This window comes from Thioalkalivibrio sp. ALRh, assembly GCF_000381425.1.
In the GTDB taxonomy this organism is placed as follows: Bacteria; Pseudomonadota; Gammaproteobacteria; order Ectothiorhodospirales; family Ectothiorhodospiraceae; genus Thioalkalivibrio.
In genome coordinates this window covers 572,684-598,341 of the sequence record NZ_KB906519.1, presented here as the reverse complement: position 1 = coordinate 598,341, position 25,658 = coordinate 572,684, and the positions used below count along the sequence as shown (strand labels likewise).

Annotated in this window: 28 protein-coding genes; 19 read left to right on the top strand and 9 right to left on the bottom strand. The window is 66.5% G+C overall.

Features of this window, described 5'->3' with window-relative positions; all coding sequences use genetic code 11:
* Positions 1-268 precede the first annotated feature (268 nt).
* The 4 genes from F791_RS0102880 (at position 269) to F791_RS0102865 (ending at position 6,419) form a co-directional block, all read left to right on the top strand.
* Positions 269-1,186 (top strand): MBL fold metallo-hydrolase, encoded by a 918-nt coding sequence (locus F791_RS0102880; protein ID WP_018138816.1) that lies wholly within the window; start codon positions 269-271, stop codon positions 1,184-1,186.
* Between the two features lie 53 nt (positions 1,187-1,239).
* Entirely contained in the window at positions 1,240-1,389 is a 150-nt protein-coding gene (locus F791_RS13390; protein WP_018138815.1) for a DUF3096 domain-containing protein, read from the top strand.
* A 151-nt stretch (positions 1,390-1,540) separates the two neighbouring features.
* On the top strand, positions 1,541-5,383 hold the full coding sequence (locus tag F791_RS0102870) for a DUF3683 domain-containing protein (RefSeq protein WP_019592144.1): 3,843 nt from the start codon (positions 1,541-1,543) through the stop codon (positions 5,381-5,383).
* 199 nt (positions 5,384-5,582) lie between these two features.
* A complete protein-coding gene (locus F791_RS0102865; RefSeq protein ID WP_018138813.1) occupies positions 5,583-6,419 on the top strand; it encodes a rhodanese-like domain-containing protein in 837 nt (278 codons plus the stop codon).
* Between the two features lie 79 nt (positions 6,420-6,498).
* On the opposite strand, the gene F791_RS0102860 is transcribed toward F791_RS0102865, so the two are convergent.
* Positions 6,499-6,708 carry a DUF2905 domain-containing protein gene (locus F791_RS0102860; protein WP_018138812.1) on the bottom strand — a complete coding sequence of 70 codons (210 nt, stop codon included), beginning with the start codon at positions 6,706-6,708 and terminating at the stop codon, positions 6,499-6,501.
* Positions 6,708-7,367 (bottom strand): ribose-5-phosphate isomerase RpiA, encoded by a 660-nt coding sequence (gene rpiA / locus F791_RS0102855; RefSeq protein ID WP_018138811.1) that lies wholly within the window; start codon positions 7,365-7,367, stop codon positions 6,708-6,710. The genes F791_RS0102860 and rpiA overlap by 1 nt, the downstream gene beginning before the upstream one ends.
* A gap of 96 nt (positions 7,368-7,463) precedes the next feature.
* Between rpiA and ilvA the strand changes: the two genes are divergently transcribed.
* Positions 7,464-8,978, top strand: coding sequence for a threonine ammonia-lyase, biosynthetic (ilvA, locus tag F791_RS0102850; protein WP_018138810.1), 1,515 nt, complete (start codon positions 7,464-7,466; stop codon positions 8,976-8,978).
* A gap of 55 nt (positions 8,979-9,033) precedes the next feature.
* On the opposite strand, the gene F791_RS0102845 is transcribed toward ilvA, so the two are convergent.
* The 4 genes from F791_RS0102845 to purM are packed head-to-tail and all read right to left on the bottom strand — an operon-like array spanning position 9,034 to position 12,989.
* Positions 9,034-10,440: an NAD(P)/FAD-dependent oxidoreductase gene (locus F791_RS0102845; RefSeq protein ID WP_018138809.1), complete on the bottom strand. Its 1,407-nt coding sequence runs from the start codon at positions 10,438-10,440 to the stop codon at positions 9,034-9,036.
* 5 nt (positions 10,441-10,445) lie between these two features.
* Positions 10,446-11,246 carry a DUF3108 domain-containing protein gene (locus F791_RS0102840; RefSeq protein WP_018138808.1) on the bottom strand — a complete coding sequence of 267 codons (801 nt, stop codon included), beginning with the start codon at positions 11,244-11,246 and terminating at the stop codon, positions 10,446-10,448.
* Positions 11,197-11,934 carry a phosphoribosylglycinamide formyltransferase gene (gene purN, locus F791_RS0102835; RefSeq protein ID WP_018138807.1) on the bottom strand — a complete coding sequence of 246 codons (738 nt, stop codon included), beginning with the start codon at positions 11,932-11,934 and terminating at the stop codon, positions 11,197-11,199. The genes F791_RS0102840 and purN overlap by 50 nt, the downstream gene beginning before the upstream one ends.
* Entirely contained in the window at positions 11,931-12,989 is a 1,059-nt protein-coding gene (gene purM, locus F791_RS0102830) for a phosphoribosylformylglycinamidine cyclo-ligase (RefSeq protein WP_018138806.1), read from the bottom strand. The genes purN and purM overlap by 4 nt, the downstream gene beginning before the upstream one ends.
* A gap of 156 nt (positions 12,990-13,145) precedes the next feature.
* Here purM and F791_RS0102825 point away from each other — a divergent pair, with 156 nt between their 5' ends.
* From F791_RS0102825 to hda, 3 genes are read left to right on the top strand one after another with little or no spacing between them, the layout of a single operon-like run.
* Positions 13,146-14,177: a DUF2066 domain-containing protein gene (locus F791_RS0102825; protein ID WP_019592143.1), complete on the top strand. Its 1,032-nt coding sequence runs from the start codon at positions 13,146-13,148 to the stop codon at positions 14,175-14,177.
* Entirely contained in the window at positions 14,174-15,253 is a 1,080-nt protein-coding gene (locus F791_RS0102820) for an AI-2E family transporter (RefSeq protein WP_018174643.1), read from the top strand. Before F791_RS0102825 ends, F791_RS0102820 begins: the two co-directional genes overlap by 4 nt.
* Positions 15,254-15,285: 32 nt before the next feature.
* Positions 15,286-15,981 carry a DnaA regulatory inactivator Hda gene (gene hda, locus F791_RS0102815; protein WP_018174644.1) on the top strand — a complete coding sequence of 232 codons (696 nt, stop codon included), beginning with the start codon at positions 15,286-15,288 and terminating at the stop codon, positions 15,979-15,981.
* Between the two features lie 18 nt (positions 15,982-15,999).
* Here the strand turns inward: hda and F791_RS0102810 are convergent, their stop codons facing one another.
* From F791_RS0102810 to arsC, 3 genes are read right to left on the bottom strand one after another with little or no spacing between them, the layout of a single operon-like run.
* Positions 16,000-16,356 carry a DUF2069 domain-containing protein gene (locus tag F791_RS0102810; RefSeq protein WP_018138802.1) on the bottom strand — a complete coding sequence of 119 codons (357 nt, stop codon included), beginning with the start codon at positions 16,354-16,356 and terminating at the stop codon, positions 16,000-16,002.
* A complete protein-coding gene (gene wrbA, locus F791_RS0102805; protein ID WP_018138801.1) occupies positions 16,353-16,970 on the bottom strand; it encodes an NAD(P)H:quinone oxidoreductase in 618 nt (205 codons plus the stop codon). Before wrbA ends, F791_RS0102810 begins: the two co-directional genes overlap by 4 nt.
* On the bottom strand, positions 16,967-17,323 hold the full coding sequence (gene arsC, locus F791_RS0102800; protein ID WP_018138800.1) for an arsenate reductase (glutaredoxin): 357 nt from the start codon (positions 17,321-17,323) through the stop codon (positions 16,967-16,969). The genes wrbA and arsC overlap by 4 nt, the downstream gene beginning before the upstream one ends.
* Before the next feature lie 22 nt (positions 17,324-17,345).
* Here arsC and F791_RS0102795 point away from each other — a divergent pair, with 22 nt between their 5' ends.
* The 11 genes from F791_RS0102795 to queC all read left to right on the top strand — a co-directional run bounded on the left by F791_RS0102795 (position 17,346) and on the right by queC (position 25,562).
* Positions 17,346-17,636, top strand: a complete 291-nt coding sequence (locus F791_RS0102795) for an acylphosphatase (protein WP_018993738.1) — start codon at positions 17,346-17,348, stop codon at positions 17,634-17,636.
* 81 nt (positions 17,637-17,717) lie between these two features.
* The gene (ruvB, locus tag F791_RS0102790; protein WP_018138798.1) at positions 17,718-18,764 is read left to right on the top strand and encodes a Holliday junction branch migration DNA helicase RuvB; all 1,047 of its coding nucleotides are present in this window, start codon (positions 17,718-17,720) and stop codon (positions 18,762-18,764) included.
* On the top strand, positions 18,761-19,213 hold the full coding sequence (ybgC, locus tag F791_RS0102785) for a tol-pal system-associated acyl-CoA thioesterase (protein ID WP_018993737.1): 453 nt from the start codon (positions 18,761-18,763) through the stop codon (positions 19,211-19,213). Before ruvB ends, ybgC begins: the two co-directional genes overlap by 4 nt.
* Before the next feature lie 40 nt (positions 19,214-19,253).
* A complete protein-coding gene (gene tolQ, locus F791_RS0102780; protein WP_018138796.1) occupies positions 19,254-19,928 on the top strand; it encodes a protein TolQ in 675 nt (224 codons plus the stop codon).
* Between the two features lie 3 nt (positions 19,929-19,931).
* Positions 19,932-20,384, top strand: a complete 453-nt coding sequence (gene tolR, locus F791_RS0102775) for a protein TolR (RefSeq protein WP_018138795.1) — start codon at positions 19,932-19,934, stop codon at positions 20,382-20,384.
* A gap of 11 nt (positions 20,385-20,395) precedes the next feature.
* On the top strand, positions 20,396-21,409 hold the full coding sequence (tolA, locus tag F791_RS0102770; RefSeq protein WP_018993736.1) for a cell envelope integrity protein TolA: 1,014 nt from the start codon (positions 20,396-20,398) through the stop codon (positions 21,407-21,409).
* A gap of 32 nt (positions 21,410-21,441) precedes the next feature.
* Positions 21,442-22,728 (top strand): Tol-Pal system beta propeller repeat protein TolB, encoded by a 1,287-nt coding sequence (tolB, locus tag F791_RS0102765; RefSeq protein ID WP_018993735.1) that lies wholly within the window; start codon positions 21,442-21,444, stop codon positions 22,726-22,728.
* A 39-nt stretch (positions 22,729-22,767) separates the two neighbouring features.
* The gene (gene pal / locus F791_RS0102760; RefSeq protein WP_018138792.1) at positions 22,768-23,334 is read left to right on the top strand and encodes a peptidoglycan-associated lipoprotein Pal; all 567 of its coding nucleotides are present in this window, start codon (positions 22,768-22,770) and stop codon (positions 23,332-23,334) included.
* 78 nt (positions 23,335-23,412) lie between these two features.
* Positions 23,413-24,180, top strand: coding sequence for a tol-pal system protein YbgF (ybgF, locus tag F791_RS0102755; RefSeq protein WP_018138791.1), 768 nt, complete (start codon positions 23,413-23,415; stop codon positions 24,178-24,180).
* On the top strand, positions 24,177-24,875 hold the full coding sequence (gene queE, locus F791_RS0102750; RefSeq protein WP_018993734.1) for a 7-carboxy-7-deazaguanine synthase QueE: 699 nt from the start codon (positions 24,177-24,179) through the stop codon (positions 24,873-24,875). The genes ybgF and queE overlap by 4 nt, the downstream gene beginning before the upstream one ends.
* A gap of 3 nt (positions 24,876-24,878) precedes the next feature.
* Positions 24,879-25,562, top strand: coding sequence for a 7-cyano-7-deazaguanine synthase QueC (gene queC, locus F791_RS0102745; protein WP_038048905.1), 684 nt, complete (start codon positions 24,879-24,881; stop codon positions 25,560-25,562).
* Positions 25,563-25,658 lie beyond the last annotated feature (96 nt).

The window sequence follows — 25,658 nt, the reverse complement described above, 5'->3', positions numbered from 1 at the left end:
GTAGCCGCCGAATCATCCTGGTCCCCCAGCCATCCCCGCCTGGAGCCGCTATCGGCCCTTGCGGGTCGAGCATGGCGATGCGGCGATCTCTGCCGCTGGCTTTCCCTCCCCGCGTCCCAAACTCGCTACACTCCCCTGATCGGCGCCCCGCCACCCGCATCCAGCGGGAATTCTTGCGGCCCCTCTGCGTCGAACCCTTCAGGAATGGCGCGAACGTCGACTCGATGTGCGCCAGACAAAACCAAAAAAACAGGAGAGGAGAGAGTCCATGTCGGTACCTGACAACCCCTACGAGCCGGTCAGCGTCGATACCACCGCCCACGAGGTCGAGGGCGCGGATACCTGGTACATGATCGGGATATCCGGAATCCCGGACCCGGACAACGAGGGGCATACCTCGAACGCCGGCTTTGTGGTGACGGACGAGGGTGTGGTGGTCTACGACGCCCTGGGGACGCCGCCGCTCGGGTTCGAGATGATCCGGCGGATCAAGGAGGTAACGGATCAGCCGATCAAGTACGTGATTGCCGGGCATTACCACGCGGATCACATCTATGGCCTGCAGGCCTTCGCCGATCACACGGACGCGAAGATCATCGGCCAGTCGCGCGCGCAGGACTATCTTGACAGCCCCGGGGCCTCCGCACGGCTCGAGCAGCGCCGAGGTGTGCTGGCTCCCTGGGTCGACGAGGACACCCAGATCATCCCGCCGGACGAGTTCTTCGATGACGAGTACGTGATCAAGCTGGGCGGCAAGACGTTTCGTTGCGTGCACGCAGGCCCGGCCCATTCGCCGGATGACATCATCATGGTGGTGGAGGAGACCGGCGTGGTCTTTGCCGGCGATATCGTGTTCGACGGCCGCATCCCGTTCATGGGTGATGACGCGCTGGACTCGGAAAACTGGGTCAAACGTCTGGAAGAACTGATGGAGATGGACCTGAAGTTCCTGGTCCCGGGGCATGGCGACGCCACCGACGAGGCAGCTCGCGCGGTGAAGTTCACCCGTGACTATATCGCGTATCTGCGTGAACACATGGGCGCGGCAGTCGAGAATATGGATTCCTTCGACGAGGCCTATGCGGCGATGGACTGGTCCGACTATGAGGACCTGCCGGCCTTCGAGCAGACCAATCGCAGCAACGCCAATGCCGTTTATCTGGAGATGGAAGAAAAACTCTTCTGATCTCGATCACTCGCGGTATGCCGGGCCGTCGAGCCCGGCAAAGGAGCATCCGCATGACGCTGCATATTGACCCCGGCCTGCTGACGGCCATCCTCTCGCTGGGTGCGGGCATCCTGATTCTGGTTTGGCCCCGGCTGCTGAACTATATCGTGGCGATCTACCTGATCGTAATCGGTGCGGTGGGGCTGCTGACCTACCTGTAACGCCGGGTAACCAGAAGCCGGGTACCGAACGGCGCGGGGATCGGCAGGTACTTTGGTGCCCAAAAGCATGGACGAAGAGTGCGACTTCGTGCGCATCCCGCACGGAGCCGTTACTCTTTGCGCTCATTCTGATCGGGGGGGCCAAGCCTCAATGACCGCCGAACGCGTTCGAGAAATACCCTATAACTACACTTCATTCTCCGACCGCGAAATTGTCATCCGCTTCCTGGGTTCCGATACCTGGGACCTCCTCAACGAACTGCGTGGGGAACGCCAGACGGGTGTCTCTGCGCGCATGCTGTTCGAGGTGCTCGGCGACATGTGGGTGGTCGCCCGCAACCCGTATATCCAGGACGACCTGCTGGACGACAAGAAGCGCCGCAAGTCGCTGATCGATGCGATGCAGCATCGCCTGGACCAGATTCGCAAGCGTGCTGACGGCAACGAGAAGGCGCTGACGCTGGCGCGCCGTGCCCAGGCCGCGGTCACGGCCTTTTCCGACGAGTTCCAGCAGACGCTGGAGCTGCGCGAGCGTGTGCGCAAACGCCTGAAGGGCCTGACGCACAGGGACAACATCCAGTTCGGTGGCCTGGCCCGCGTCTCCCACGTCACCGACGCCACCGACTGGCGCGTGGAACTGCCGTTCGTCGTGCTGACGCCGGATTCCGAGGACGAAATGGGGCCGCTGGTCGCCGCCTGTATCGAACTCGGCCTGACCGTGATCCCGCGTGGTGGTGGTACCGGCTATACCGGCAGTGCGGTGCCGCTGTCCAAGCGTTCCGCCGTGATCAATACCGAAAAGCTCGAAGGGATCGGTCCGGTCGAGCGACGTCCGCTCCCGGGTGTCGATCAGGACGTGGCTGTCGTGCGTGTGGAGGCCGGCGTGGTGACCAAGCGCGTCTCCGAGCTGGCCGCCGAGAATGGACTCGTGTTCGCGGTGGATCCCACTTCGCAGGACGCCTCCACCATCGGCGGCAACGTCGCCATGAACGCGGGGGGCAAGAAGGCCGTGCTCTGGGGGACCGCGCTGGACAACCTCGCCTCCTGGACGATGGTCACCCCCGAGGCCGACTGGATGCGGGTCGAGCGCCTGGACCACAACCTCGGCAAGATCCATGATGCCGAGACCGTGCGCTTTCGCATTACACGTTTTGGCCCCGACGGTCGCACCCCCAAGGGCGAACCCGAGACGCTGGAGATGCCGGGTGCACGCTTCCGCAAGCTCGGTCTGGGCAAGGACGTGACCGACAAGACCCTGATGGGCGTGCCGGGCATCCAGAAAGAGGGCTGTGACGGCCTGATTACCTCGGCCGAGTTCATCCTGCACCGGATGCCGGACAACATCCGCACCGTGTGCCTAGAGTTCTACGGTACCGATCTGCATCAGGCGGTTCCGGCGATCGTCGAGATCAAGGATGCGGTGGATGCCGAGGACGACGTCCTGCTGGCGGGTCTGGAGCACCTGGACGAGCGCTACGTGCGCGCCGTCAAGTACACCCCCAAGGGTGCCCGTGGCGAGCAGCCGAAGATGGTGCTGATCGCCGACATTGTCTCCGACAACGAGGATGCCCTGGGCCAGCTCGCCGCCAAGATGGTGCGCGCGGCCAACGCCCGCAACGGCGAGGGCTTCATCGCCGTGAGCCCGGAGGCGCGCAAGCGTTTCTGGGCCGATCGCGCGCGCACTGCCGCGATCGCCCACCACACCAACGCGTTCAAGATCAACGAGGACGTGGTGATCCCGCTGGAGCGGCTCGCCGAGTACACCGAGGGGATCGAGACCCTGAACGTGCGCGAATCGCTGAAGAACAAGCTGGCGATGATCGACGAGGTGCTGGAGTGCATGCGCGGCGACCACCCCGAGCTGCGCGAGCTACTGGAGGACACCGGTGGCGAAGGGCAGCAGTGGTTCGAGGCCAAGCGCGAACGCGCGGTCGAGAAGCTCGAGGCGGTGCAGAAGCGCTGGAAGGCGATCGCGGACAACTACTTTACGCTGGCCTCCGAGTGCGACGAGCTGCTGGACGAACCCGCCCGCGCCGATCGCCGTGACCACGACAAGCTGATCAACCTGCTACTGCGACGCAGCCTGCGCATCTCCTATCGTGCGGAGGTGGAGCGCCCGCTGTTCGAGATCTTCGACGGTCACCAGATGGAGTCGGTGCGCAAGCGCCTGGGCGCGATCCACGACCGCGTGCTGACCAGCCGGTTGTTCATCGCCCTGCACATGCACGCCGGGGATGGCAACGTGCACACCAACATCCCGGTCAACTCCAACGACTACCAGATGATGCACCAGGCCGAGCGTCTGGTGGATGACGTGATGCGCCTGGCGCGCGAGCTGAATGGCGTGATCTCCGGCGAGCACGGGATCGGGCTGACCAAAATGCAGTATCTCGAGCCCGAACGCATCGAGTCGTTCGCGAAGTACAAAAAGCAGGTCGACCCCAATGGCGTGTTCAACGCCGGCAAGCTGCTCGAGGGCTCCGGGCTGTCCAACGCCTATACGCCGTCCCTGCGCCTGGTGAAGCAGGAGGCACTGATCCTGGAGCAGAGCGAGCTGGGCGATCTCAACGACGAGATCAAGGACTGCCTGCGCTGCGGCAAGTGCAAGCCGGAGTGCAACACGCATGTCCCGCGCGCGAACCTGCTCTACTCGCCGCGCAACAAGATCCTGGCCACCGGGCTGATCGTCGAGGCCTTCCTCTACGAGGAGCAGACCCGGCGTGGGCTGTCGCTGCATCACTTCGACGAGATGAACGATGTGGCCGACCACTGCACGATCTGCCACAAGTGCCTGAATCCGTGCCCGGTCGACATCGACTTCGGCGACGTGACCATGCACATGCGCTCGATCCTGAAGAAGAAGGGCAAGCGCAAGGCCACGCCGGCGACGATGATGTCCATGGCCTTCCTGAACACCAAGGATCCGTCCAAGATCAAGGGCATCCGCAAGGGGGCGATCCAGATGGGCTATGCCGCCCAGCGCCTCGGCCACTACGCGTTCAAGAAGCTCAACCTGACCGGCGAGGGCAAGCGCCCGCGCTCGACCACCGGCAAGGCCCCGATGCACGAACAGGTCGTGCACTTCGTGAAAAAGCCGATGCCGGCCGGTCTGCCGAGCCAGACCACCCGTCAGATGCTGGGGCTGGAGGATTCGCGCTATGTGCCGATCCTGCGCGACCCGGTGAAGACCGATCTCGACTCGGACGCGGTGTTCTATTTCCCCGGCTGTGGCTCCGAGCGCCTGTTCAGTCAGGTCGGGCTGGCGACACTGGCCATGCTCTATGACGTCGGGGCGCAGACGGTGCTGCCGCCGGGCTACCTGTGCTGCGGCTATCCGCAGAACTCCAATGGCGACTTCGACAAGGGCTCGCAGATCACCACCGAAAACCGGGTGCTGTTCCACCGCGTGGCGACCACGCTGAACTACCTGGACATCAAGACCGTGGTGGTCTCCTGCGGCACCTGCATGGATCAGCTGCTCAAATACGAGTTCGAGCGCATCTTCCCGGGCTGCCGACTGCTCGACATCCACGAATACCTGATGGAGAAGGGCGTGAAGCTGGAGGGGCTCAACGGGGTGCAGTACATGTACCACGACCCCTGCCACTCGCCGATGAAGTCGCACAAGCCGACCGATGTGGCCGCCAAGCTGCTGGGGCAGGAGGTGCTGCAGTCCAACCGCTGCTGCGGCGAGGCGGGCACGTTCGCGGTCAGCCGTCCGGATATCGCGACCCAGGTACGCTTCCGCAAGCAGGAAGAACTGCACAAGGGGATTCGCCAGCTTACCGGCGAGGACAAGGCCGAAAACGGCAACGTGAAGCTGCTGACCTCCTGCCCGGCCTGCCAGCAGGGCCTGTCGCGCTACCGCGAGGACACCGGCATGGATACCGACTACATCGTGGTCGAGATGGCCAATCGCCTGATGGGCGACGGCTGGCAGAAGGACTTCATCGACCGGGCGCGCGAGGGCGGCATCGAGAAGGTTCTCCTGTAGGGGCGACGCTGCGGCGCCAGGACGGGCGGCAAGGCCCGCGCCTGGAAAGCCGCGTATGGTTGGCTACAATCGGGGCAACCGGGTACCCTGCCAAAACGTGCATCGTGCGATGTGCGTTCCGGGTCGGGACCCGGAGGGCTAAAGGGGCGATTCGTGGGCCGCAGTTCGCGGACGCCCATCGTCAACCAAGGGAGTTCGCATGATCGTTCGTTTCGCTCGCCCCCGAGTGGCCCTGGTGGCCCTGTGCCTGAGTCTGGCCGGAGCGCCCATCGTGGCCTCGGCCCAGCAACCTTTTGTGGAATTCCCGGGCCGCCCGCTCTATGAGCGCTTTGGGGTCGAGGCGGTGGATCTGTTCGACCTGCGCGGCCAGTTGTCGGGCTCCACCTTGGTCGACGTTCGCCCCCGGCTGGAATACGACATCCTGCATATCGAGGGCGCTCATCACGTCGATCTCGACAGCGAAGACTTCGATCAGCAGATCCTGGCGCTGGAAGAGGAACATGGCAGCCCACTGGTGTTCTACTGCAACGGACGCCAGAGCTACGCCGGCTATCGCGCCGCCGCGCGCGCCAACGAGCTCGGCGTGGCTTCGGCCCAGGCCTATGACGCCGGGATGCAGGACTGGGTCGAGCGCTACCCAGGGCTGGCTCGTTTCCGTGGTGAGCCGGCCAACGAGGCCGAGGACGAACTGATCAGCGGGGACGACTTCGAGGCCCGCGTGCTGGCGGCCGACGCCTTCTCCCGGCGCGCCCGCCAGGGTGAGGATGTCGTGGTCGTGGATATCCGCAGCCGCGGCGAACGCGACGAGATCTCGCTGTTTGGTGGCCGCGAGGTCGGCGCGCCCTTGTCGGACATCAGCGCCCTGGACCGTATCGTGGACCAGGCCCGGCGCAACGAGCAGACCCTGCTGATCTTCGACCAGTACGGGCAGCAGGCTCGCTGGCTGCAGTACCACCTGGAAGAACGCGGGGTGGATGACTACTACTTCCTGGAAGGCGGCCTGCAGCGCTTCTACGACGAGGTCATGGCGCGCTAGCGACTGTGGCCGAGAGCCGCTTTGCATGGCCCTCACAAACAAAAAGGCCGGGGACATCCCCGGCCTTTTTGTTGCGTGGCTAACGCCGAAACAGTGCGAGAATAATCGAGATCACCACGCTTACGATGATCATCGTCGTGATCGGGAAATAGAAGCGGGCATTTTCGCGTTCGATCACGATGTCGCCCGGCAGACGACCCCAGGGGACCTTGCCCAGCCAGGGCCACAGCAGGCCGATCAGAACGATCAGCCCGCCGATGACGATCAGCCACTTGCCGGTTTCGCTCACTAGGCGGTCATTTCCTCGACGCCAGAGGGCGAGCCGACCAGCATCACGTCCGCCGGGCGGCGGGCGAACAGGCCGTTGGTGACCACGCCGGCGATGTGGTCCAGCTCGGACTCCAGTTCCACCGGGTTCATGATGCGCAGGTTGTGCACGTCCAGGATGACGTTGCCGTTATCGGTCTTGAAGCCCTCGCGCAGCTCCGGATTGCCGCCCAGCTTCGAAAGCGCACGGGCCACGTGGCTGCGCGCCATCGGAATCACCTCGACCGGCAGCGGGAATGCGCCGAGGTAATCCACGACCTTCGTCTCGTCGACGACGCAGACGAAGGTCTTCGAGGCCGCCGCGACGATCTTCTCGCGGGTCAGCGCGCCGCCCCCACCCTTGGTCAGGTGCAGGTGGCGCGTCGCCTCGTCGGCCCCGTCGACGTAGATGGGCAGCGGGCCGGCGGAGTTCAGATCCAGGACCTCGATCCCGTGGCCGCGCAGGCGCTCTGCACTGGCCTCGCTGGAGGCTACAGCGCCGTCAATTTTGCCCTTGATACCGGCCAGGGCATCGATGAAGTAATTCGCGGTCGAGCCGGTGCCGACCCCCACGATCCAGCCACTTTCGATGCGCTCGAGCGCGGCCTCGGCGACCGCCTTCTTCATTTCGTCCTGAGTCATTACGCTGTCTCGTCTTTGATGTCTATAACCCGCCGAGGATACCGACTGGCGCGCAAGCGAGACAAGCATGATTCGCGCCGTGCTATCGTTCCGGCCATGACAGTCCCCTACCTCGAGAAGATCCTCACGGCGCGTGTCTACGATGTCGCGCGCGAGACGCCGCTGGAGCCGATGCCGACGCTGTCGCAGCGCCTGGGGTCCAGCATCTGGCTCAAGCGCGAGGACCTGCAGCCGGTGTTCTCGTTCAAGCTGCGCGGGGCCTACAACAAGATCGCGCAGCTTACGCCCGAGCAGCGCAAGAAAGGCGTGATTGCCGCCTCCGCAGGTAACCATGCCCAGGGGGTGGCGTTGGGCGCGGCCCATCTGGGGATCAAGGCGGTGATCGTGATGCCGGTGACCACGCCGTCGATCAAGATCGCGGCCGTGCGCCGTTATGGCGGGAAGGCGGTATTGCACGGCGATTCTTTCGACGAGGCGGCCGCGCATGCGCGGACCTTGCAGGAAAAGCACGGCTATACGTTTATCCACCCGTTCGACGATCCGGACGTAATCGCCGGCCAGGGTACCGTGGCGATGGAACTGTTGCGCCAGCACTCCGCGCCGCTGGATGCGGTGTTCGTCTGCATCGGTGGCGGAGGTCTGGCGGCGGGCATGGCCGCCTACATCAAGCGCTTGCGTCCGGAGATCAAGGTAATCGGGGTCGAGCCGGACGACGCCCCGTCCATGTACAAGGCGCTGCAGCAGAATCGTCGCGTCACGCTGAAGCAGGTCGGGATCTTTGCCGACGGCGCCGCCGTGCGCCAGGTGGGCAAGGAGACCTTTCGCCTGGTGCGCGAGCTGGTCGACGAGGTCCTGCTGGTGGATACCGACTCGATCTGCGCCGCGATCAAGGATGTGTTCGACGACACCCGCGTACTGGCGGAGCCGGCGGGCGCGCTGGCGGTGGCCGGGATGAAGCAGTACATCGCGCGCGAAGGGATCACGGGGGGCGACTTCGCCGCCGTGCTGAGCGGTGCCAACATCAATTTCGACCGTCTGCGCCACGTGGCCGAGCGCGCCGAGATCGGCGAGCACCGCGAGGCCCTGTTCGCGGTGACCATCCCCGAGCGCCCGGGGAGCTTTCGCCAGTTCTGCCAGGCCATCGGCAAGCGGGGCATCACGGAGTTCAACTACCGCTACGCGGACGACGAGCGTGCGCACGTGTTTGCCGGCATCAAGCTGGAAGGCGGCGACAGCGAACGTCAGGCGATCCGCGAGACGCTGGAGGCGCAGGGCTACGAGGTCATGGACATGACCGAGAACGAGGTGGCCAAACTGCACCTGCGGCACATGGTCGGTGGTCATGGCGGCGAGGTCCGCAACGAACGCCTGTACCGCTTCGAGTTTCCCGAGCGCCCCGGGGCGTTGCTGAACTTCCTGACCCACATGGGCCAGACCTGGAACATCAGCCTGTTCCACTACCGCAACCACGGGGCCGCCTACGGGCGCGTGCTGGTGGGGATGCAGATCCCGGCCGAGGATCGCGCGCGCTTTCGCGATTTTCTGAAGGAAGTCGGCTACCCCTGGCACGAGGAGACGGCCAACCCGGCCTACTCGCTGTTTCTGCGCTGATTGCGTTCCCGGCTAAGGCGGCTATGGGGGCACATCCTTGTGCCGCCCGTGTCCACTAAAGCCCGAAGATCTCGGACTTCAGGTTCCACTTCGAGGCGAGGGTTTCCGTTGCGTTGAGGAATTCCTCGGCGCGGGCCGGGTGGTTCCACTGGCCGCGGGCGAGCCAGGCCAGTGCGGTGTCGCGGTCGGGGGCCAGCGAAAGGATGTGAATCAGTTCGCCGGCGTCGCTGCCGATGACCTCGCCGCCCAGCAGGGCGCCGGTGTCCATGTCGCCGATCAGGCGTACGAAGCCCTCCGGCTCGTCCTGGCCCAGCGCGCGCGGGGAGGTCTCGAACGCGGCGAAGCCGACCGCCGGCTCCAGCTCATCGTCCTCGGCGTCGTCCTCGTCCATCCCCAGGCGCGCCATCTCCACCGCGGAGTAGATCGCGATCGGCACGAAGCGCTCGTCCTGCTCGCGGGAATTGCCGTTCTGGATGTTTTCCACCGCGATGGTGGCGTCCGCCAGCGCGTGGTTCGCGGTCTGCCATTCGCTCGCGACATCGCCGATGGCGTAGATGTTGTCGACATCGGTCTGCAGGGTGGGGCGGCGCTTCACGAAGCCGCGGGCATCGATCTTCACCCCGATTTCGTCGAGGTTCAGGCCCTCGGTATGCGGGGTGCGCCCGGTGCCGAGCAGGACCCAGTCGACCTCGAAGCTGTTGCCCTCGCTGTCGGTGATGGTGACGCCGTTATCGGAGGTCTCGACCTGGTCATATCCCTTGACCCGCACCGGCTCGATGCCGTCCGCGGCCAGCTGTTCCTTCAGCGTACCCAGCGCCTGAGGGCTGAATTTCTGGGTGGACAGGGGCTTGGAGCGCGACAGCCAGGTCACCTTCTTGCCGAGGTGATGGAAGATCCAGGCGAACTCGGTGGCGACCACGCCGGAGCCGATGATCGCGACGCGCTTGCCTGCCGGCGGCTTGTCGTCGAACAGCATGTCGGTGGTCAGTACGCGCCCGGGTTCGGTCGTGAACGGGGCCGGGACAGTAGCGGTGGCACCGGTGGCGATAATGGTATGGCGGGCCTGGATGGTCTCGGTTCCATCCTCCGTCGCGACCTCGAGGGTTTCGGCATCGCGGAAGCGGGCAGTGCCGTGACGGTACTGGATCTTCAGGTGCTTCATGTAGCCGAGGTAGGAGTTGCGGACCTCGGTGACCACGTCCTTCTGGTGGTCCCAGGCGCGGTCCATGTCGGCCGTGAGGCTGCCGCTGATGCCGCGGCCCTCGAAGTGGCGCTGCGCGGCGACGGTGCGTGCGGTGTGGTACCAGTCCTTTTTCGGCACGCAGCCGCGGTTCAGGCAGCAGCCGCCCCAGTCGCCCTTTTCGACGATGACGACGTTGAGCCCGCGCAGGGCGCCCAGAACGGCGGCACGATAGCCCCCGGGGCCACTTCCGATGATGGCCAGGTCAAAGGTCTCGCTCATGGTGTCTACTCGGTCAGGTCAATGATCGGGTCGTGCCACTCCAGCCGGGTCAGCTTCAGTTCGAACACGCGGCCGTCGGCCTCGTAATCGAACCTTACCGGCAGGTGGCTGAGGTCGGGGGCGAACCAGGCAGAGAGTTCGATGTCACTGTCCTGGCTCTTGCGCACGACGCGCACCGTCTCGATACGCCCCATCGGGGATTCGATCGTCTCCGTATCGGCGTACTCGAAGCGATACTCGCGCAGGCGGTCGCGTTCCAGGGTCTGTACCGTTTCGCCGTCGCCCTCTCTGGCGAGGTCGCCCGCTTCCAGGCGCTGCATCATGAAGTACAGCGAGCCGAGGAAGTCGAGGGTATGCGGGGGAACCTCGATATCGAATCGCTCGTTGTCTACGTGTCCGATCGCACGGTCTTCTTCCCAGTCGAAGCGCGTCTCGACCTTGCGTTCGCGGCGGGGTGTCACCTCGCGGCTGCGCGAGGTGACCAGTTGAAGCCCGACGTCGTTGGCGTTCATCAGGGCCTCGCGGCTCAGCTCGAAGCGCCCGAGGATCCGCAGGAAGCCGGATACATGGGCATCCATGGCCATGCGTGTTTGTACGTCTTCGTGGTTCAGGGTGATCCTGGCATTCAGGGTGTTGCCCATGGCCTGGGCCTCGTAGCTGGCCGTGAATGGCGGCAGGCGCGGACCCTCCTGGGGCTCATTGGCGGCAGCGGACGCCAGCAGGACCTGTCCCAGCAGGAGCAGGGCGGTCAGCAGGCTAGTCCGCGTCGCGCGGCACAGGGCTCCGTTCCTCGGGAGCTTCAACATCGGGTACTACCTCATTGGTTTCGAGCTGCAGCGGGACCGTCAACGGGGTGTTGTCCCCGGTCACGATGCGGTCGCGCCACTGAATTTCCCCTGAACACAGGCGCCGCACGACCTCGGGATACAGCCGGTGTTCGGCGCGCTGGACGCGGGTGGCGAGGCTCTCGGGCGTGTCATCGGGCAGGACCGGCACGCGGGCCTGCATGATCACCGGGCCGCCGTCCAGTTCGGGGGTGACAAAATGCACGCTGGCGCCGTGTTCGTCCTCCCCGTCGGCCAGCGCGCGGGCATGTGTGTCCAGCCCACGGTACTTCGGCAACAGGGAGGGGTGAATGTTCAACAGCCTTCCCGTGAAGCGATCGACGAAACCGGGGGTCAGGATGCGCATGAAGCCGGCCAGGATCACGAGATCGGGGTCAAAGGCCTCGATCGCCTCGGCCAGATCTGCATCGAAGGCCTCGCGCGAGGGGTAGTCGCGGTGGTTCAGAACACGTGCGGGGATCGCGTGCTCTTCCGCGTAGGCCAGCCCCCCTGCATCGGGGCGATTGCTGATGATGCCGACGATCCGGGCCGGGATGTGGCCAGTGTTGCAGGCCTCGATCATGGCGCCCAGATTGCTGCCGCGCCCCGAGATCAGGACGACCAGGCGTGGCAGGGAATCCGGGCTGGAGGGGCCGGCGTTGCTGCTCATCGTGCGGCGTAGACCACCCCGGGGGCCGTGTCTTCGCAGTTCACGATCACGCCGATCGGCCAGCTCGGGATGCCCGCCCGGGCCAGTGCCGAGCTGGCGGCCTCGACACGGTCTTCGGGCAGGATCACGGTCATGCCGATCCCGCAGTTGAACGTGCGCAGCATCTCTTCAGGCGCGATGTCGCCGGCCTGTTGCAGCCAGTCGAACACGGGTGGCCATTGCCAGGCCTGCGGATCAATGCGGGCGCACAGCTGCTCCGGCAGCACTCGCGGGAGGTTTTCGGTCAGGCCGCCACCGGTGATGTGGGCCGCCGCGTGTACCGGAAACTGCTGCATCAGATCCAGCAGCGGGCGCACGTAGATCGTGGTCGGGGCCATCAGGGCGTCGCCCAATGTGGTGCCGTCGGCTCCGGGAAGCGGGGCATCCAGGGCCGCGCCGGAGTGTTCCAGGACGCGCCGGATTAGAGAATAGCCATTGGAGTGCGGGCCGCTGGCGGCCAGCCCGAGCACGACATCGCCCGCGCTGACCCGGGTGCCGTCGATCAGGGCCTCCTTTTCGGCAATGCCGACCGCGAAGCCCGCGACGTCGTAGTCCTCGCCCTGGTACATGCCCGGCATCTCGGCCGTTTCGCCCCCGATCAGGGCGCAGCCGGCCTGTTCGCAGCCGGTGGCGATACCGGTGACGACATCCGCGGCGATATCGACGTCCAGGTGTCCGGTGGCGTAGTAGTCGAGGAAGAACAGCGGCTCGGCTCCCTGCACCACGATGTCATTCACGCACATCGCCACCAGATCGATGCCGATGCTGTCATGGCGCCCCGTCTCCTGGGCCAGGCGCAGCTTGGTGCCTACGCCGTCGGTGCCGGAGACCAGCACAGGCTGCTTGTAGCGGTCCATCGGGAGCTCAAACAGGGCACCAAAGCCGCCCAGCCCGGCCATGACGCCAGGGCGCTGCGTGCGGGCGGCATGCGGTTTGATGCGTTCGACCAGCTCGGCGCCGGCCTCGATGTCGACACCTGCCTCGCGGTAGGTCAGGCCTGAACGGGTTTCGGACATGGGTACCCTGGGTGGTTGATGGCCGCATCCGGTATCCGGCGGCGCTCGCGGAATCCGGCATGGTAGCGAGGCGCCGGGGGGCGTGCAAAAAGCCGGGCGCTGCAGGGCGGGGCGCTGTGGTATTTTGGGCGCCTGTCGAAAACGCCATTCAACCCTATGCTGCGCCTCTTTCGCCCGTCCCGCGCCCTGGCTGCGTGCCTACTCCTGTGTCTGCTGTTGTTGGTCTCTCCATTGCTGGCGGATGATGCCGTGGTGGTGAACGTCCATGCGGAGGACGAAACGACCGCGCTGGCGCAGGGCCTGGAACAGGCGCTGGTGCGCGTGGCCGGGCAGCGTTCGCCGGAGCTGAGCGAACTGGCGCAGCTCCTGTTGCTGGAACTGGACGAGGAGGGGCGTATTGAGGCCCTGCGTCGGCGGCAGGAGGTGGATAACGGCGAATATCGCCTGGAGTTCGATCGGGGCCGCCTGCGCAACGCTCTAAATGCCGCCGAGGTGCCCGTGGTGCTGGGCGCGCGCCCGCAACTGCTGGTCTGGGCGGTGTACGAGGCGGACGGGCGCCGCCACCTGCTGGGCTCCACCCAGGACGAGGCCGATGTGCTGGCCGGGATTGACGCGCTGGGGCGCGATCGCGGGATGCCTTTCGTGCTGCCACTGGGGGATCTGGAGGATCGCCGGGCCGCGCAGGCGGGGGATGTGATTGGTGGCGTGACCGAGCCGCTGCAGGAAGCGGCCGGGCGCTACGGGCCGACGGGTATCGTGGCGCTGCATGTACGCTCGGTTGGGGGTGGCGCCGAGGCGCGTGCCATTACCGTGCATGGTGGGCGCGAGTACCGTAGTGAGGGCCGCGGTGAATCTCCGGCCGCCGCGGCGCGCGCGGCGGTCGAGGATGGCCTTGACCAGGTCGTGGCACCGCTGGCCCGCGTCGCCGCCGAGCCCGAGTGGGTGAAGCTGGGCTTTGTCGGGGTCGAGGGCTTTCCCGCGTTCGAGGCGTTGCGGCGGGAGCTGGCGCAGATCGAGGCTATTGAGAGCGCAAGGCTGGATTCGCTGGGTGGTAACGCGGTGACCCTCGAGGTGCGCACGGGTTTGGCCCCGGATGACCTGGTAGACCTGCTGCACGCCAGCGGCTATGGCGCGGCGGAGGATCCGCGCGGTGACTCCGAGGCGAAGGCCTGGCTGCGCCGCGAGTGAACCCGCTGGCGCCATTCTCTGCTGCCACGCTGGCGGCCCTGGTCGGGCTGGTGGTCCTGGGCGTGGCGCTCTATCTGCTAGCGCCGATTCTTACGCCGTTTCTGATCGCGCTGCTGATCGGCTACCTGTTCAACCCCCTGGTGACGCGCCTGGCGGTACGCATGGGCGGTTCGCGCACCTTGGCCACGCTGGTGATCTTCGTGCTGGTGATGCTGGGAATGGCGGGGCTGGTGCTGGTCCTGATCCCGCTGGCCATGGCCCAGTTCGAACGCCTGATGCTGCTGTTGCCCGAGGTGATCGCCTGGTTCGACGAGCGGGTTCGTCCCTGGATCGAGCAGCAGGCGGGCGATCGCCTGCCGGCTCTGGAGCCGGCGGCACTGCAGGAACTGCTGGCCGAGCACTGGCGCGAGGCCGGCGGTCTGGCGGGCGGGTTGCTGCACTGGCTGGGCAGCTCGACCGGCGCCCTGGTCCTGGGCGTGCTCAATCTGGTGCTGATCCCGGTGGTCAGTTTCTATCTGCTGCGGGACTGGCCGCGGCTGGTCGCGGGTCTGCATGACCTGCTGCCGCGAGCCTGGCGTGACCCGGTCAGCCGTTTTGCGGTGGAATCGGACCATACCCTGGGGGCGTTCCTGCGCGGGCAGCTACTGGTAATGCTGGCGCTGGGGCTGTTCTACGCGATCACCCTGAGTGTGGCGGGCGTACAGATGGGGCTGGCCATCGGCCTGATTGCCGGACTGGTCAGTTTCATCCCCTATGTGGGCGTGATCGTGGGCATCGTGCTGGCCACGGCGGCCGTGCTGTTCCAGGGCGATGGCTGGACGCTGTTGCTGGTGGTGCTGGTGATCTTCGCGGTGGCGCAGGTGCTGGAGTCGGTGGTGCTGACCCCGTGGCTGGTGGGGGACCGGACCGGGCTGCATCCGGTGGCGGTGATCTTTGCCGTGCTCGCCGGCGGTCAGCTGTTCGGGTTCTTCGGGGTCCTGCTTGCGTTGCCGGTGGCGGCGGTGCTCGCAGTTGCGGTGCGTCAGGCAATGGCGCGCTATCGGGACATGAACGCAGCCGGGGCCGATGTCCCGTGAGACCCGAAGGCAACAGCCCGCTGGAGCGCCAGATGCCGCTGGACCTGCGCCTGCGCGACGCCTCGCGTTTTTCCGGTTTTTGCGTGGCAGGCAATGCCCTGGCGCGGGATGCCGTGCGGGCCTTGAGCGTCGGGACCGGGATACAGGAGCCGCAGATCCTGCTGCACGGGCCGCCCGGCTCCGGCAAGACGCACCTGCTGCAGGCTGCCTGTCACCAGGGACACGAGCGCGGGGAACCGGTCAGCTACCTGCCGCTTGGCGAGGTACGTGATGCGCCACCGATGGCCGTGCTCGATGGTCTGGAGCGCTCGCGTCTGGTGGCGCTGGATGATCTGGAGGCCGTGGTGGGCCGCGGGGACTGGGACGAGGCCCTGTTCGGGCTGATCAACCGGCTGCGTGATGCCGGCTGCCGCGTGCTGCTGGCGGCCGCGGCACCGCCCGAGGGGCTACCGGTCCAGTTGCCGGATCTGGCCTCGCGCCTGGCCTGGGGCCCGGTGTTCCGCATGCAGCGGCCGGATGATGCGGCCTGCAAGGAGATCCTGGCACAGCGTGCGGCCCTGCGCGGGCTGGAGCTGCCGGAGCCGGTGGCGGATTACCTGCTGCGCCGCTGCTCGCGTGACCTGTCCACGCTGCTGGCGCTGCTGGACCGCCTGGATCTGGCTGCGCTAGCCCAGCAGCGGCGCCTGACCATCCCGTTCGTGCGCGAACAGCTGGCCCGTATGGGCTGAACCCGGGGTTGCTTGAGGTTACTCGGCCGCCGCGCGGGCCCGCCGGGCGTCCAGTTTCACGAACAGCAGGCTGCCCGCGAACCAGGCGAGGCTGGCTCCGGTCATCAGGAGGCCATAGAGCCGGTCCTCCGCGGCCGCGCCGATGGTGATCCCGAGCGTGATGTAGGCGAGCGCCAGCAGGCTGGACCAGGCGTGGGTGTAGCGCCTTCCGTGCAGCATCCCGCGCAGCGGAAACAGCAGCGGCATGACCAGTACGATCAACGCCAGCCAGACCGGGACGATCTCCGGCGGGGCGATCCAGGTGGTCCAGACCAGGATTAGCAGCAGCAGTCCAAGAAAGCCGGCCAGAGCCAGGGCACGGGACAGCGCGATCATGCCGGGGCGCCAGGTGCTGCTTCGAGGCGCAAGGCGATGCGCGCGACGCGTTCCCCAAGGGCTGCTGCGATGCGCTGTTCGTCGCGGGTGACCGCCTGCTCGCCCTGGGTGCCGGCCACATGGCTGGCGCCGTAGGGCGTGCCGCCGCTGGTGGTGCTGTTCAGCTCCGGCACGGTATAGGGCACGCCGACCCACAGCATGCCCTGATGGATCAGCGGCAGGGCCATGCTGAGCAGGGTGGTCTCCTGCCCGCCATGCTGGGTGGCCGTGCTGGTGAAGACGCCGAAGGGCCGGTCCACCAGCCCGCCGCTGGCCCACAGCCCGCTGGTGCCGTCGAGGAAGTATTTCAGCGGCGCGGCCATGTTGCCGAAGCGGGTCGGCGAACCCATGACCAGCCCCGCGCATTCCTCGAGATCGCGCAGTTCGGCATAGGGTGGCCCGTCCTCGGGTACTGCCGGGCGGTCCTCGTCGATATTCGTGGAGACTGGGGGTACGGTGCGCACCCGCGCGGTGGCGCCAGCCTTTTCGACGCCGGTTGCGACCTGGCGGGCCAGCTCGGCGGTCGCCCCGTAGCGGCTGTAGTACAGCACCAGGATCTCCGGTGCCGTGCTCACGACACGATCTCCAGCACCTGTTCCGGCGGGCGCCCGATGCGGGCCGCGCCCCCGACGATCAGGATCGGTCGCTCGATCAGTTTCGGGTGCTGGACCATGGTCTGGATCAGCGCCTCGTCATCCATCTCCGCGTCTTTCAGGCCCAGCTCGCGGTACTCCGCCTCGCCGGTGCGCAGCAGGTCGCGGGGGCGGATGCCCAGCTTCTCGATCACGCCCTTCAACGTCGCGGCATCCGGTGGCGTCTTCAGATACTCCACGATCTCGGGCTCTACACCTTGCTCCCGCAGCAGGGCGAGGGTCGCGCGCGACTTGCTGCAGCGCGGGTTGTGATACAGCGTAGGGGCGTCGGACATGAATCGACTCCGGAGGTCATCGATGGCAAAGGCCCATGATACCCATGCCCGCCGCTGGCATGTCAGGGGGCGTGTGCAGGGCGTGTTCTTTCGCGCCTCGACCCGGGAACAGGCGCAGGCGCTCGGGCTGACGGGGTATGCGCGCAACCTGCCGGACGGCCGCGTGGAGGTGCTGGCGGTCGGCGACCCGGATGCCCTGGAGCGGCTGGAGGCATGGCTTTGGGAGGGACCGCGCATGGCGCACGTGGAGGAACTGGATAGGGAGGTTGTGAGCCCGCCGGAGCCGTTGCCCGCAGGCTTTGATACGGGTTGAATCGGGAGCTTTTGAGACGCTTCCTTTAAAGTTGTACGGGGGTCTATAAACGCCATCGCGACGGATGCATACTGCGGGGTCATGGAATCACGCCTGGTCGATATGCAGAGTCAGTCGGAGGACACGCGGGTGGAGGTCAGCCTGCGTCCCAAGCGGCTGGACGACTACACCGGACAGCCCCGGGTGGTTGAACAACTGGGCCTGTTTATCGAGGCGGCGCGCGGGCGCGGGGAGGCCCTGGACCATACGCTGGTGGCCGGCCCCCCGGGGCTGGGCAAGACGACCCTGGCCCATATCGTGGCGAACGAACTCGGGGTGGGGCTGCGCCAGACCTCGGGCCCGGTACTGGAGCGCGCTGGCGACCTGGCCGCGATCCTGACCGCGTTGGAGCCCCAGGACGTCCTGTTCGTTGACGAGATCCACCGCCTGCCGACCGTGGTCGAGGAGATCCTGTATCCGGCGCTGGAAGACGGTCAGCTCGACATCGTGATTGGCGAGGGACCGGCGGCGCGCTCGATCAAGGTGGACTTGCCCCCGTTCACACTAGTGGGCGCGACTACGCGCGCGGGCCTGCTTTCGGCGCCGTTGCGTGACCGGTTCGGCATCGTTCAGCGACTCGATCATTACACTGTCACAGACCTCGCCCATATTGTCGGGCGCGCCGCCGGATTGCTGGGTGTCGGGATCGAGCCTGAAGGGGCGGCGGAGATCGCGCGCCGCGGGCGGGGCACGCCGCGCCTGGCGAATCGCCTGCTGCGGCGGGTTCGCGACTATGCCGAGGTCCGTGCCTCCGGCGTGATTACCGCCGAGGTCGCGGGTCAGGCGCTGGACCTGCTGGCGATCGATGCCTCGGGCCTGGATGCCCAGGACCGCCGGTTGCTGGAGGTGCTGGTCGAGAAATTCGACGGCGGGCCGGTCGGCGTGGAAAGCCTGGCGACGGCGCTGAACGAGGATCGCGGTACCCTGGAGGATGTGGTCGAGCCGTTTCTGATCCAGCAGGGGTACCTGCAGCGAACCCCGCGCGGGCGTCAGGCCACGCGGCGGACGCTGGCGATGTTCGGCCTGACCGGGTCGGTGGAACCCGACCTGCTGGCGCCGGTCGACAGCCAGGGCGGAGGCCGTCCGTGACGGAAGGCGACGCCCCGTTCGAGTGGCCGGTGCGAGTCTATTACGAAGACACTGACGCCGGCGGCGTGGTCTACCACGCGAACTACCTCAAGTTCATGGAGCGCGCGCGCACCGAGTGGTTGCGCGCGCTGGGGTTCGAGCAGGATGCATTGCGCGAGGAATACGGGATCGTTTTTGCGGTGCGCCGCTGCTGTCTGGATATGCGGCGCCCGGCGCGCTTCAACGATGCCCTGACGGTGACCTGCCGGCTGCACTCGTTGCGCCGGGCGAGCCTGGAGTTCCATCAGGGTGTGGAGCACGACGGCGAGACCCTGGCCAGCGGCGAGGTGGGGATTGCCTGCGTCGAGGTGGCGCGCCAGGCGCCCGCCGCGATCCCCGGTCCGGTACTGGAGGCCCTGCGCCGACATCATGATCATGGGCCGGCTGACCGCGTAGCCGGAACCAAGTAACGCTGTAACGGGAGACGGACAAGTGGCAGTCGACTTTTCAATGTACCAGCTGGTGATGGAGGCGACCCTGGTGGTCCAGCTGGTGATGGTGATTCTGGTGCTCGCCTCCGTACTCTCCTGGTTGGCGATCGTCGTCAAGGCCAGGTCCCTGAATGCGGCGCACCGCGCCTGCGACGATTTCGAGGAGCGCTTCTGGTCGGGGGCCGACCTGTCCCATCTCTACGAAGGGGTGCGGCGCAAGCAGGAAATGACGGGCATGGAGCACGTCTTCTCCTCTGGGTTCAAGGAATTTCTGCGTGCGCGCCAGCATGGCATCCCGGCCGGTGAGCCCGCCCAGCGTGCCATGCGTGTGGCGATCGCGCGCGAGATTGACGAGATGGAGCGTTATCTGCAGTTCCTCGCCACGGTGGGGTCAACCAGCCCGTATATCGGCCTGTTCGGCACGGTCTGGGGCATCATGCATGCCTTCCTGGGGCTGTCTGGGGTGCAGCAGGCGACCCTGGCGATGGTCGCTCCCGGGATCGCCGAGGCCCTGATCGCGACCGCGCTGGGTCTGTTTGCCGCGATCCCGGCCGTGATCGCCTACAACCGCTTTGCGGGGGATGTCGACCGCGTGGCCGTGCGCCTGGAGAACTTCAATGACGAGTTCGTGGCTCTGCTCAACCGGCAGGTTCACGCCAAGTCCACGGATACGGCCTCCGAGGCCACGGCCTGACCCATGTCCGAGCAGCGCCGCAACAGTCGCCGCCTGCGGCGGCCCATGTCCCAGATCAACGTCGTGCCGTTTATCGACGTGATGCTGGTGCTTTTGATCATCTTCATGATCACCGCGCCCATGCTGCAGCAGGGCGTGGAAGTCGACCTGCCGGAGGCGGACGCCGAGGCCCTGGACCGGGACGAACAGGCGGCCGAGCCGCTGGTGGTGACCGTGGACGCCAGTGGGGCCATGAGCCTGAACCAGGGGCCAATCATCGATGAGCCGCTGGCGCCGCAGGAGATGACCGAGATCGTGCGCGAGTTCCTGGCGGAGCATCCGGGCACCCAGACCTTCGTGCGTGGCGACCGTAATGTGGACTACGGGCGTGTGATCGACGCCATGATCGCCCTGCAGCGCGCGGGCGGCGGGCGTGTCGGACTGATCACCGAGCCGCCGCGCGAAACCGGCGACTGACGCACGCTGCCGTGTTCGAGCTTGTCCGCCGCCACCCTGTCAGCTTCCTCCTCGTGCTCCTGTTGCACGGGGCGCTGTTTGCGGCGTTGATGTTCAATATCAGCCTGATATCCCCCACCTCCTCGCAGGCCGCGGTGGAGATCTCGGTGCAGGAGGATATTGAGGTGATCGACGCGGTGGCCGTGGATGCCGAGGCGTTCGATCAGGTCGAGCACCAACGCGAGGTTGCCCGTCAGGAAGAAGTCGCCGAGCAGCTGCGCGAGGAAGAGGAGCAACGGCGCGCCGAAGAAGAGGCCCGCCGCGAGGAAGAGCGCCGACAGGCCGAAGAGCAACGCCGCCTGGAAGAGGAAGAACGGGCGCGGCAGCAGGCGATCGAGGAAGCCGAGCAGGCACGCCGAGAGGCCGAAGAGGAGCGTCAGCGCGCACAGGAAGAGGCCGAGGCCGAGCGTGAACGGATCCGCGCCGAACGCGAGGCGGCGGAGCGTGAACGACAGGAGGCCGAGGAGGCCCGCGAGCGCGAAGAGGCGGAGCGGCGCGAGCGTGAAGAGGCCGAACGCCAGGCCCGCGAAGAGCAGGAGCGCCGCGAGCAGGAAGAGGCCGAGCGTCGTGCGCAGGAAGAGGCCGAGCGCCGGGCCGAGCAGGAGCGCGAACTGGAGGAGCAGCGCCGCCGCGAGGCAATGGAGCGCGAGCAGGAGCGCCTGGCGGAGGCGCGCGAACGGCGCGAGGCCGCCGAGCGCCAGGCGCAGATGGATCGCGAAGTGGATGAGTGGCGTGCCCAGGTGCAGTCGGTGGTCCAGCGGCGCTGGCGTCAGCCGTCGGATATTGACTCCTCGGACCGTGCCATTGTTCTCGTGCGCGTAAACGAGACCGGGCGTATCATCGACTTCGATATCGAAAGCTGTTCCGGCGACAGCCGGTTCTGCGACTCCGTGCGCCAGACCATGGACCGTCTGAGTTCGCTGCCACGCCCGCCGGATGCGAGCGCGGTGCGGGGCGGGGTGCGGATCCGATTTGAACCGGACTGATTCGCGGGCCACGCCCGCTTGACGAGGAGCTCATGCGACGACTGATTCACTGGATGCTGCCGGCCATGCTGCTGCTGTGGGCAGCGCAGGCACAGGCCGTACTGGAAGTCACGGTCACCGAGGGGGTCACCGGGGCGATACCGGTGGCCGTTGCGCCGTTTACCTACGAGGGGGAGGGTGAGCTCGACGAGGACATCTCCCAGATCGTCGCGGCCAACCTGGCCCGCAGCGGGCTGTTCAATGTCGAACAGGATGATCTGCCTTCGGCCCCGTCCGGACCGGCCGACTTTCTTGCCGAGCCCTGGGCCGACACCGGGGTCGAGTACCTGGTCGTGGGCAATCAGCGCCGCGATGGCGATGACGTCCTCGTGGAGTTTCACGTATTCGATGTGCTGTCCGAGGAACGCCTGGGCGGCTGGCGCATTCCGGTGCCCGGCGACATGCTCCGGCGCGGGGCGCATCGTATCTCGGACATCATCTACGAACAGATCACGGGTGACCCGGGGGCATTCAGTGCGCGCATCGCGTTCGTGAGCGTGGAGCGTAACGGCGACGAGCGCCGCTTTGCCCTTGAGGTCGCCGATTCCGACGGGGCCAATCCGCGCACCCTGTTTCGTTCCGCGAAGCCGATCATGTCGCCGGACTGGTCGCCGGATGGACGCGAACTGGTGTACGTCTCGTTCGAGAACCGCCGTTCCGAGGTCTATCGCCAGAATGTCGAGACCGGCAGTCGGGAACGGGTGGCCAGCTTCACGGGTATCAACAGCGCGCCCGCCTGGTCGCCCGATGGCCGCTATCTCGCGCTGAGCCTGTCACGCGATGGGGCGCCGAATATCTACCTGATGGAGCTGGAGACGGGCGAGATGCGCCAGATGACCCAGACCAGCTCGATCGAGACCGAGCCGGTCTGGTCGCCCGATGGCGAAACCCTCTACTTTACGTCCGACCGCGCAGGCGCGCCGCAGATCTATGCGCTGCCGCGAGAGGGGGGCAGCCCCCGGCGTCTGACATTCGAGAGCGGCTATGCGGCCGCGGCGACGGTGTCCCCGGATGGGCGTTATCTGGTCTACGTGCACGGTGGTGATGGCGGATTTCAACTGGCCCGTCTCGATTTGAACGACCGCCGTGTGACCCGCCTCACGGATGGGCGGGATGCGGAATCGCCAAGCTTTGCCCCGAATGGCAGCATGATTATCTATGCGATGACAGATGGCGGGCGTGGCGTGCTGGGCTCGGTGAGCCAGGATGGGCAGGTCCATCAGCGTCTCGCTGCCAGGGAGGGCGAGGTCCGTGAGCCGGCCTGGTCACCCTTGAATTGATCTTCCTAATAACAACCGCTTTTCGAGGATAATGACGTGATGAGCACGATCTTTCGCTGGTTTTTTGTGGCCATGGTGATTGGGGCGCTGTCGGCATGTGCGACGCCGACGCGTGATGCCGAGGATGCCGAACGCGAGGCCGAGCGGGCTGCGGCCGAGCAAGCGGAGCGCGAACGCGCCGAAGCCGAGGCCCGCGAGGCCGAGGCCCGCGCGCTGGGCCGCGATCGGCAGTTCGATGCCGATGCGCTGGATGATCCGGACAGCCCGCTGGCCGAGCGCCTGGTCTATTTCGAGTTCGACCGTGACGAGGTGCAGTCGCAGTACATGGATATGCTCGAGGCGCATGCGGCCTATCTGTCGCAGAACTCCGGGGCCCGCCTGCGGCTGGAGGGCCATACCGACGAGCGGGGTACTCGCGAGTACAACCTGGGGCTGGGCGAGCGCCGCGCACAGTCGGTGCGCCGTATCCTGACCCTGAACGGGGCCTCGGATGACCAGATCGAGGTCATCAGTTATGGTGAAGAAATGCCGGTCGCCTTTGAGCAGAACGAGGAGGCTTGGGCCAAGAATCGCCGGGTCGAATTGGTCTACGAATCCCGGCGCTAGACGACGGGAGGCGCCATGCGGCGTTTGACAGGTAGCAGTAACCGAAATGCCCCCCCGGGGGCATTTCTCTTTCCACGGGTGGGTGTGGCGGTCGCCGCCGGGGTGTTGGTCCTGGCGATGGGGTCGTGGGGCCCGCTTGCCAGCGAAGCCGTCGCCCAGGACGACGTGTTCGCGACCCAGTCGCAGATCCGCGACCTCTCGCGGAGGCTGGACCGCATCGAGCGGACGCTGGACTCCAGCGCCATGCAGGAACTCCTGCGGGGTGCGGAAACCATGAACCGGGAGATGCGCGAGCTGCGGGGCGAAGTGGAGACGCTGCGCCACGAGCTGGAGCGTCTGAACGCCCGTCAGCGCGATCAGTTCCGTAACCTGGACGAGCGTGTGGCCACGTTCGAGACCGGCGCGGCCGCGCCCGCGGATACCGCTGCCCCGGCGGACGAGGTCATTGAGTTCGACCTTCCCGAGGCGGACGAGCAGGCGGCCTACCAGGAGGCCTTCGAGCAGTTGATGGCGGGTGACTACAACGCCGCGATGAGCGGCCTTGAACGCTTCATCGAGAGCTATCCCGACAGCGACTATTCCGCCAATGCCTGGTACTGGCTGGCCGAGGCCAAGTATGCCAGTGGCGACTTCGAGGCGGCCCTGGAGGATTTCGAGCATTTGCGCGAGCAGTACCCGGAGAGCGACAAGTCCGGGGATGCCCTGCTCAAGATCGGCTATGCGCATTACGAGCTGGGCAACGAGGACGAGGCCCGCGAGGCGCTGGAGGCGGTGCGCGCCGATTACGGCGGCACGACGCTGGACCGCCTGGCACGCGAGCGGTTGCGGCGGCTCGACGGGCAATGACCGAGATCCCCGTGCGTGCCCGGCGCGCACCGACCACGGGCGATTCGCATGGCCCGACCCAGGTCCGTATCACCGAGATGTTCGTTTCGCTGCAGGGCGAGGCGGCGGATTCCGGCTGGCCCACCGCATTTGTGCGGCTGACCGGGTGCCCGCTGCGTTGCCGCTGGTGCGACAGTGCTTACGCCTTCGAGGGTGGCGAGGCACGCGCGCTGGACACGATCCTCGCGTGGGTCGGTCAGACGGGCGTCCGTCATGTCTGTGTCACGGGTGGGGAGCCACTGGCCCAGCCCGGTTGTCGCGACCTGCTGGCGCGGCTGTGTGATGCAGGCTATCGGGTGTCGTTGGAAACCAGCGGCGCCCTCGACATCGGCGGGCTCGATTCGCGCGTCACGGTCGTGATGGACTGGAAGGCGCCGGGCTCCGACGAGCAGGACCGCAACCTGGAGGCCAATATCCCTCACCTTGCTGCCGGCGATCAGCTGAAGTTCGTACTCGCGAACCGAGCGGATTTCGATTGGGCCCGCGCGGAACTCGGGCGCCTGGATCTTGCGCCCGAGGTCGAGGTCCTGTTCTCGCCGGTATTCGGCGAGCTCGCCCCGCGCGAGCTGGCCGACTGGATCGTGGCCGAACGGCTGCCCGTGCGGTTTCAGCTTCAGCTCCACAAGCTCCTGTGGGGCGATCAACCAGGTCGTTAGTCGATGTCGCAACCGGAAAAGGCGGTGGTGTTACTCTCGGGCGGGCTGGATTCTGCAACCTGCCTGGCAATGGCGCTGGCCGACGGGCTCGACTGTCATGCCCTGTCGATCGACTATGGCCAGCGACACCGTACCGAGCTCGACGCGGCGCGCCGCGTGGCTGCCGCCCAGGGCGTGCAGGACCACCGAGTGGTCCGGGTCGACCTGACCGCGATCGGCGGCTCCGCGCTCACCGATGACGCGATCGCGGTCCCCACCGAGTCGAGCGAAGGCATCCCGGTGACCTATGTGCCCGCCCGTAATACGGTGTTCCTGTCTCTGGCGCTGGGGCTGGCCGAAACGCTTGATGCCCGGCTGCTCTATGTCGGTGCGAATGCGGTCGACTACTCCGGGTACCCGGATTGTCGCCCGGCCTTTATCGACGCCTTCCGCGACCTTGCGCAGGTCGCTACCCGTGCCGGGGTGGAGGGCGTACGCTGGGAGGTGCGTGCACCCTTGATGCACATGAGCAAGGCCGAGATCATCCGTGCCGGCGCGCGCCTGGGGGTCGATTACGCCCAGACGGTGAGCTGCTATCAGGCCGACCCCGAGGGCCGGGCCTGCGGGCGATGCGACAGCTGCCGTATCCGTCGCGAGGGTTTTGCGGCCGCTGGTGTCCCCGACCCGACTCTCTACCGGACGGCCTGACGGCGGACGGTTCGCCCTCGTCAGACAGCCCCGGGTCCGGAATGAATTGGGGGTCGATCTCGTCTTGCGTCCGATGTATGCTGCGCACCCCATGGG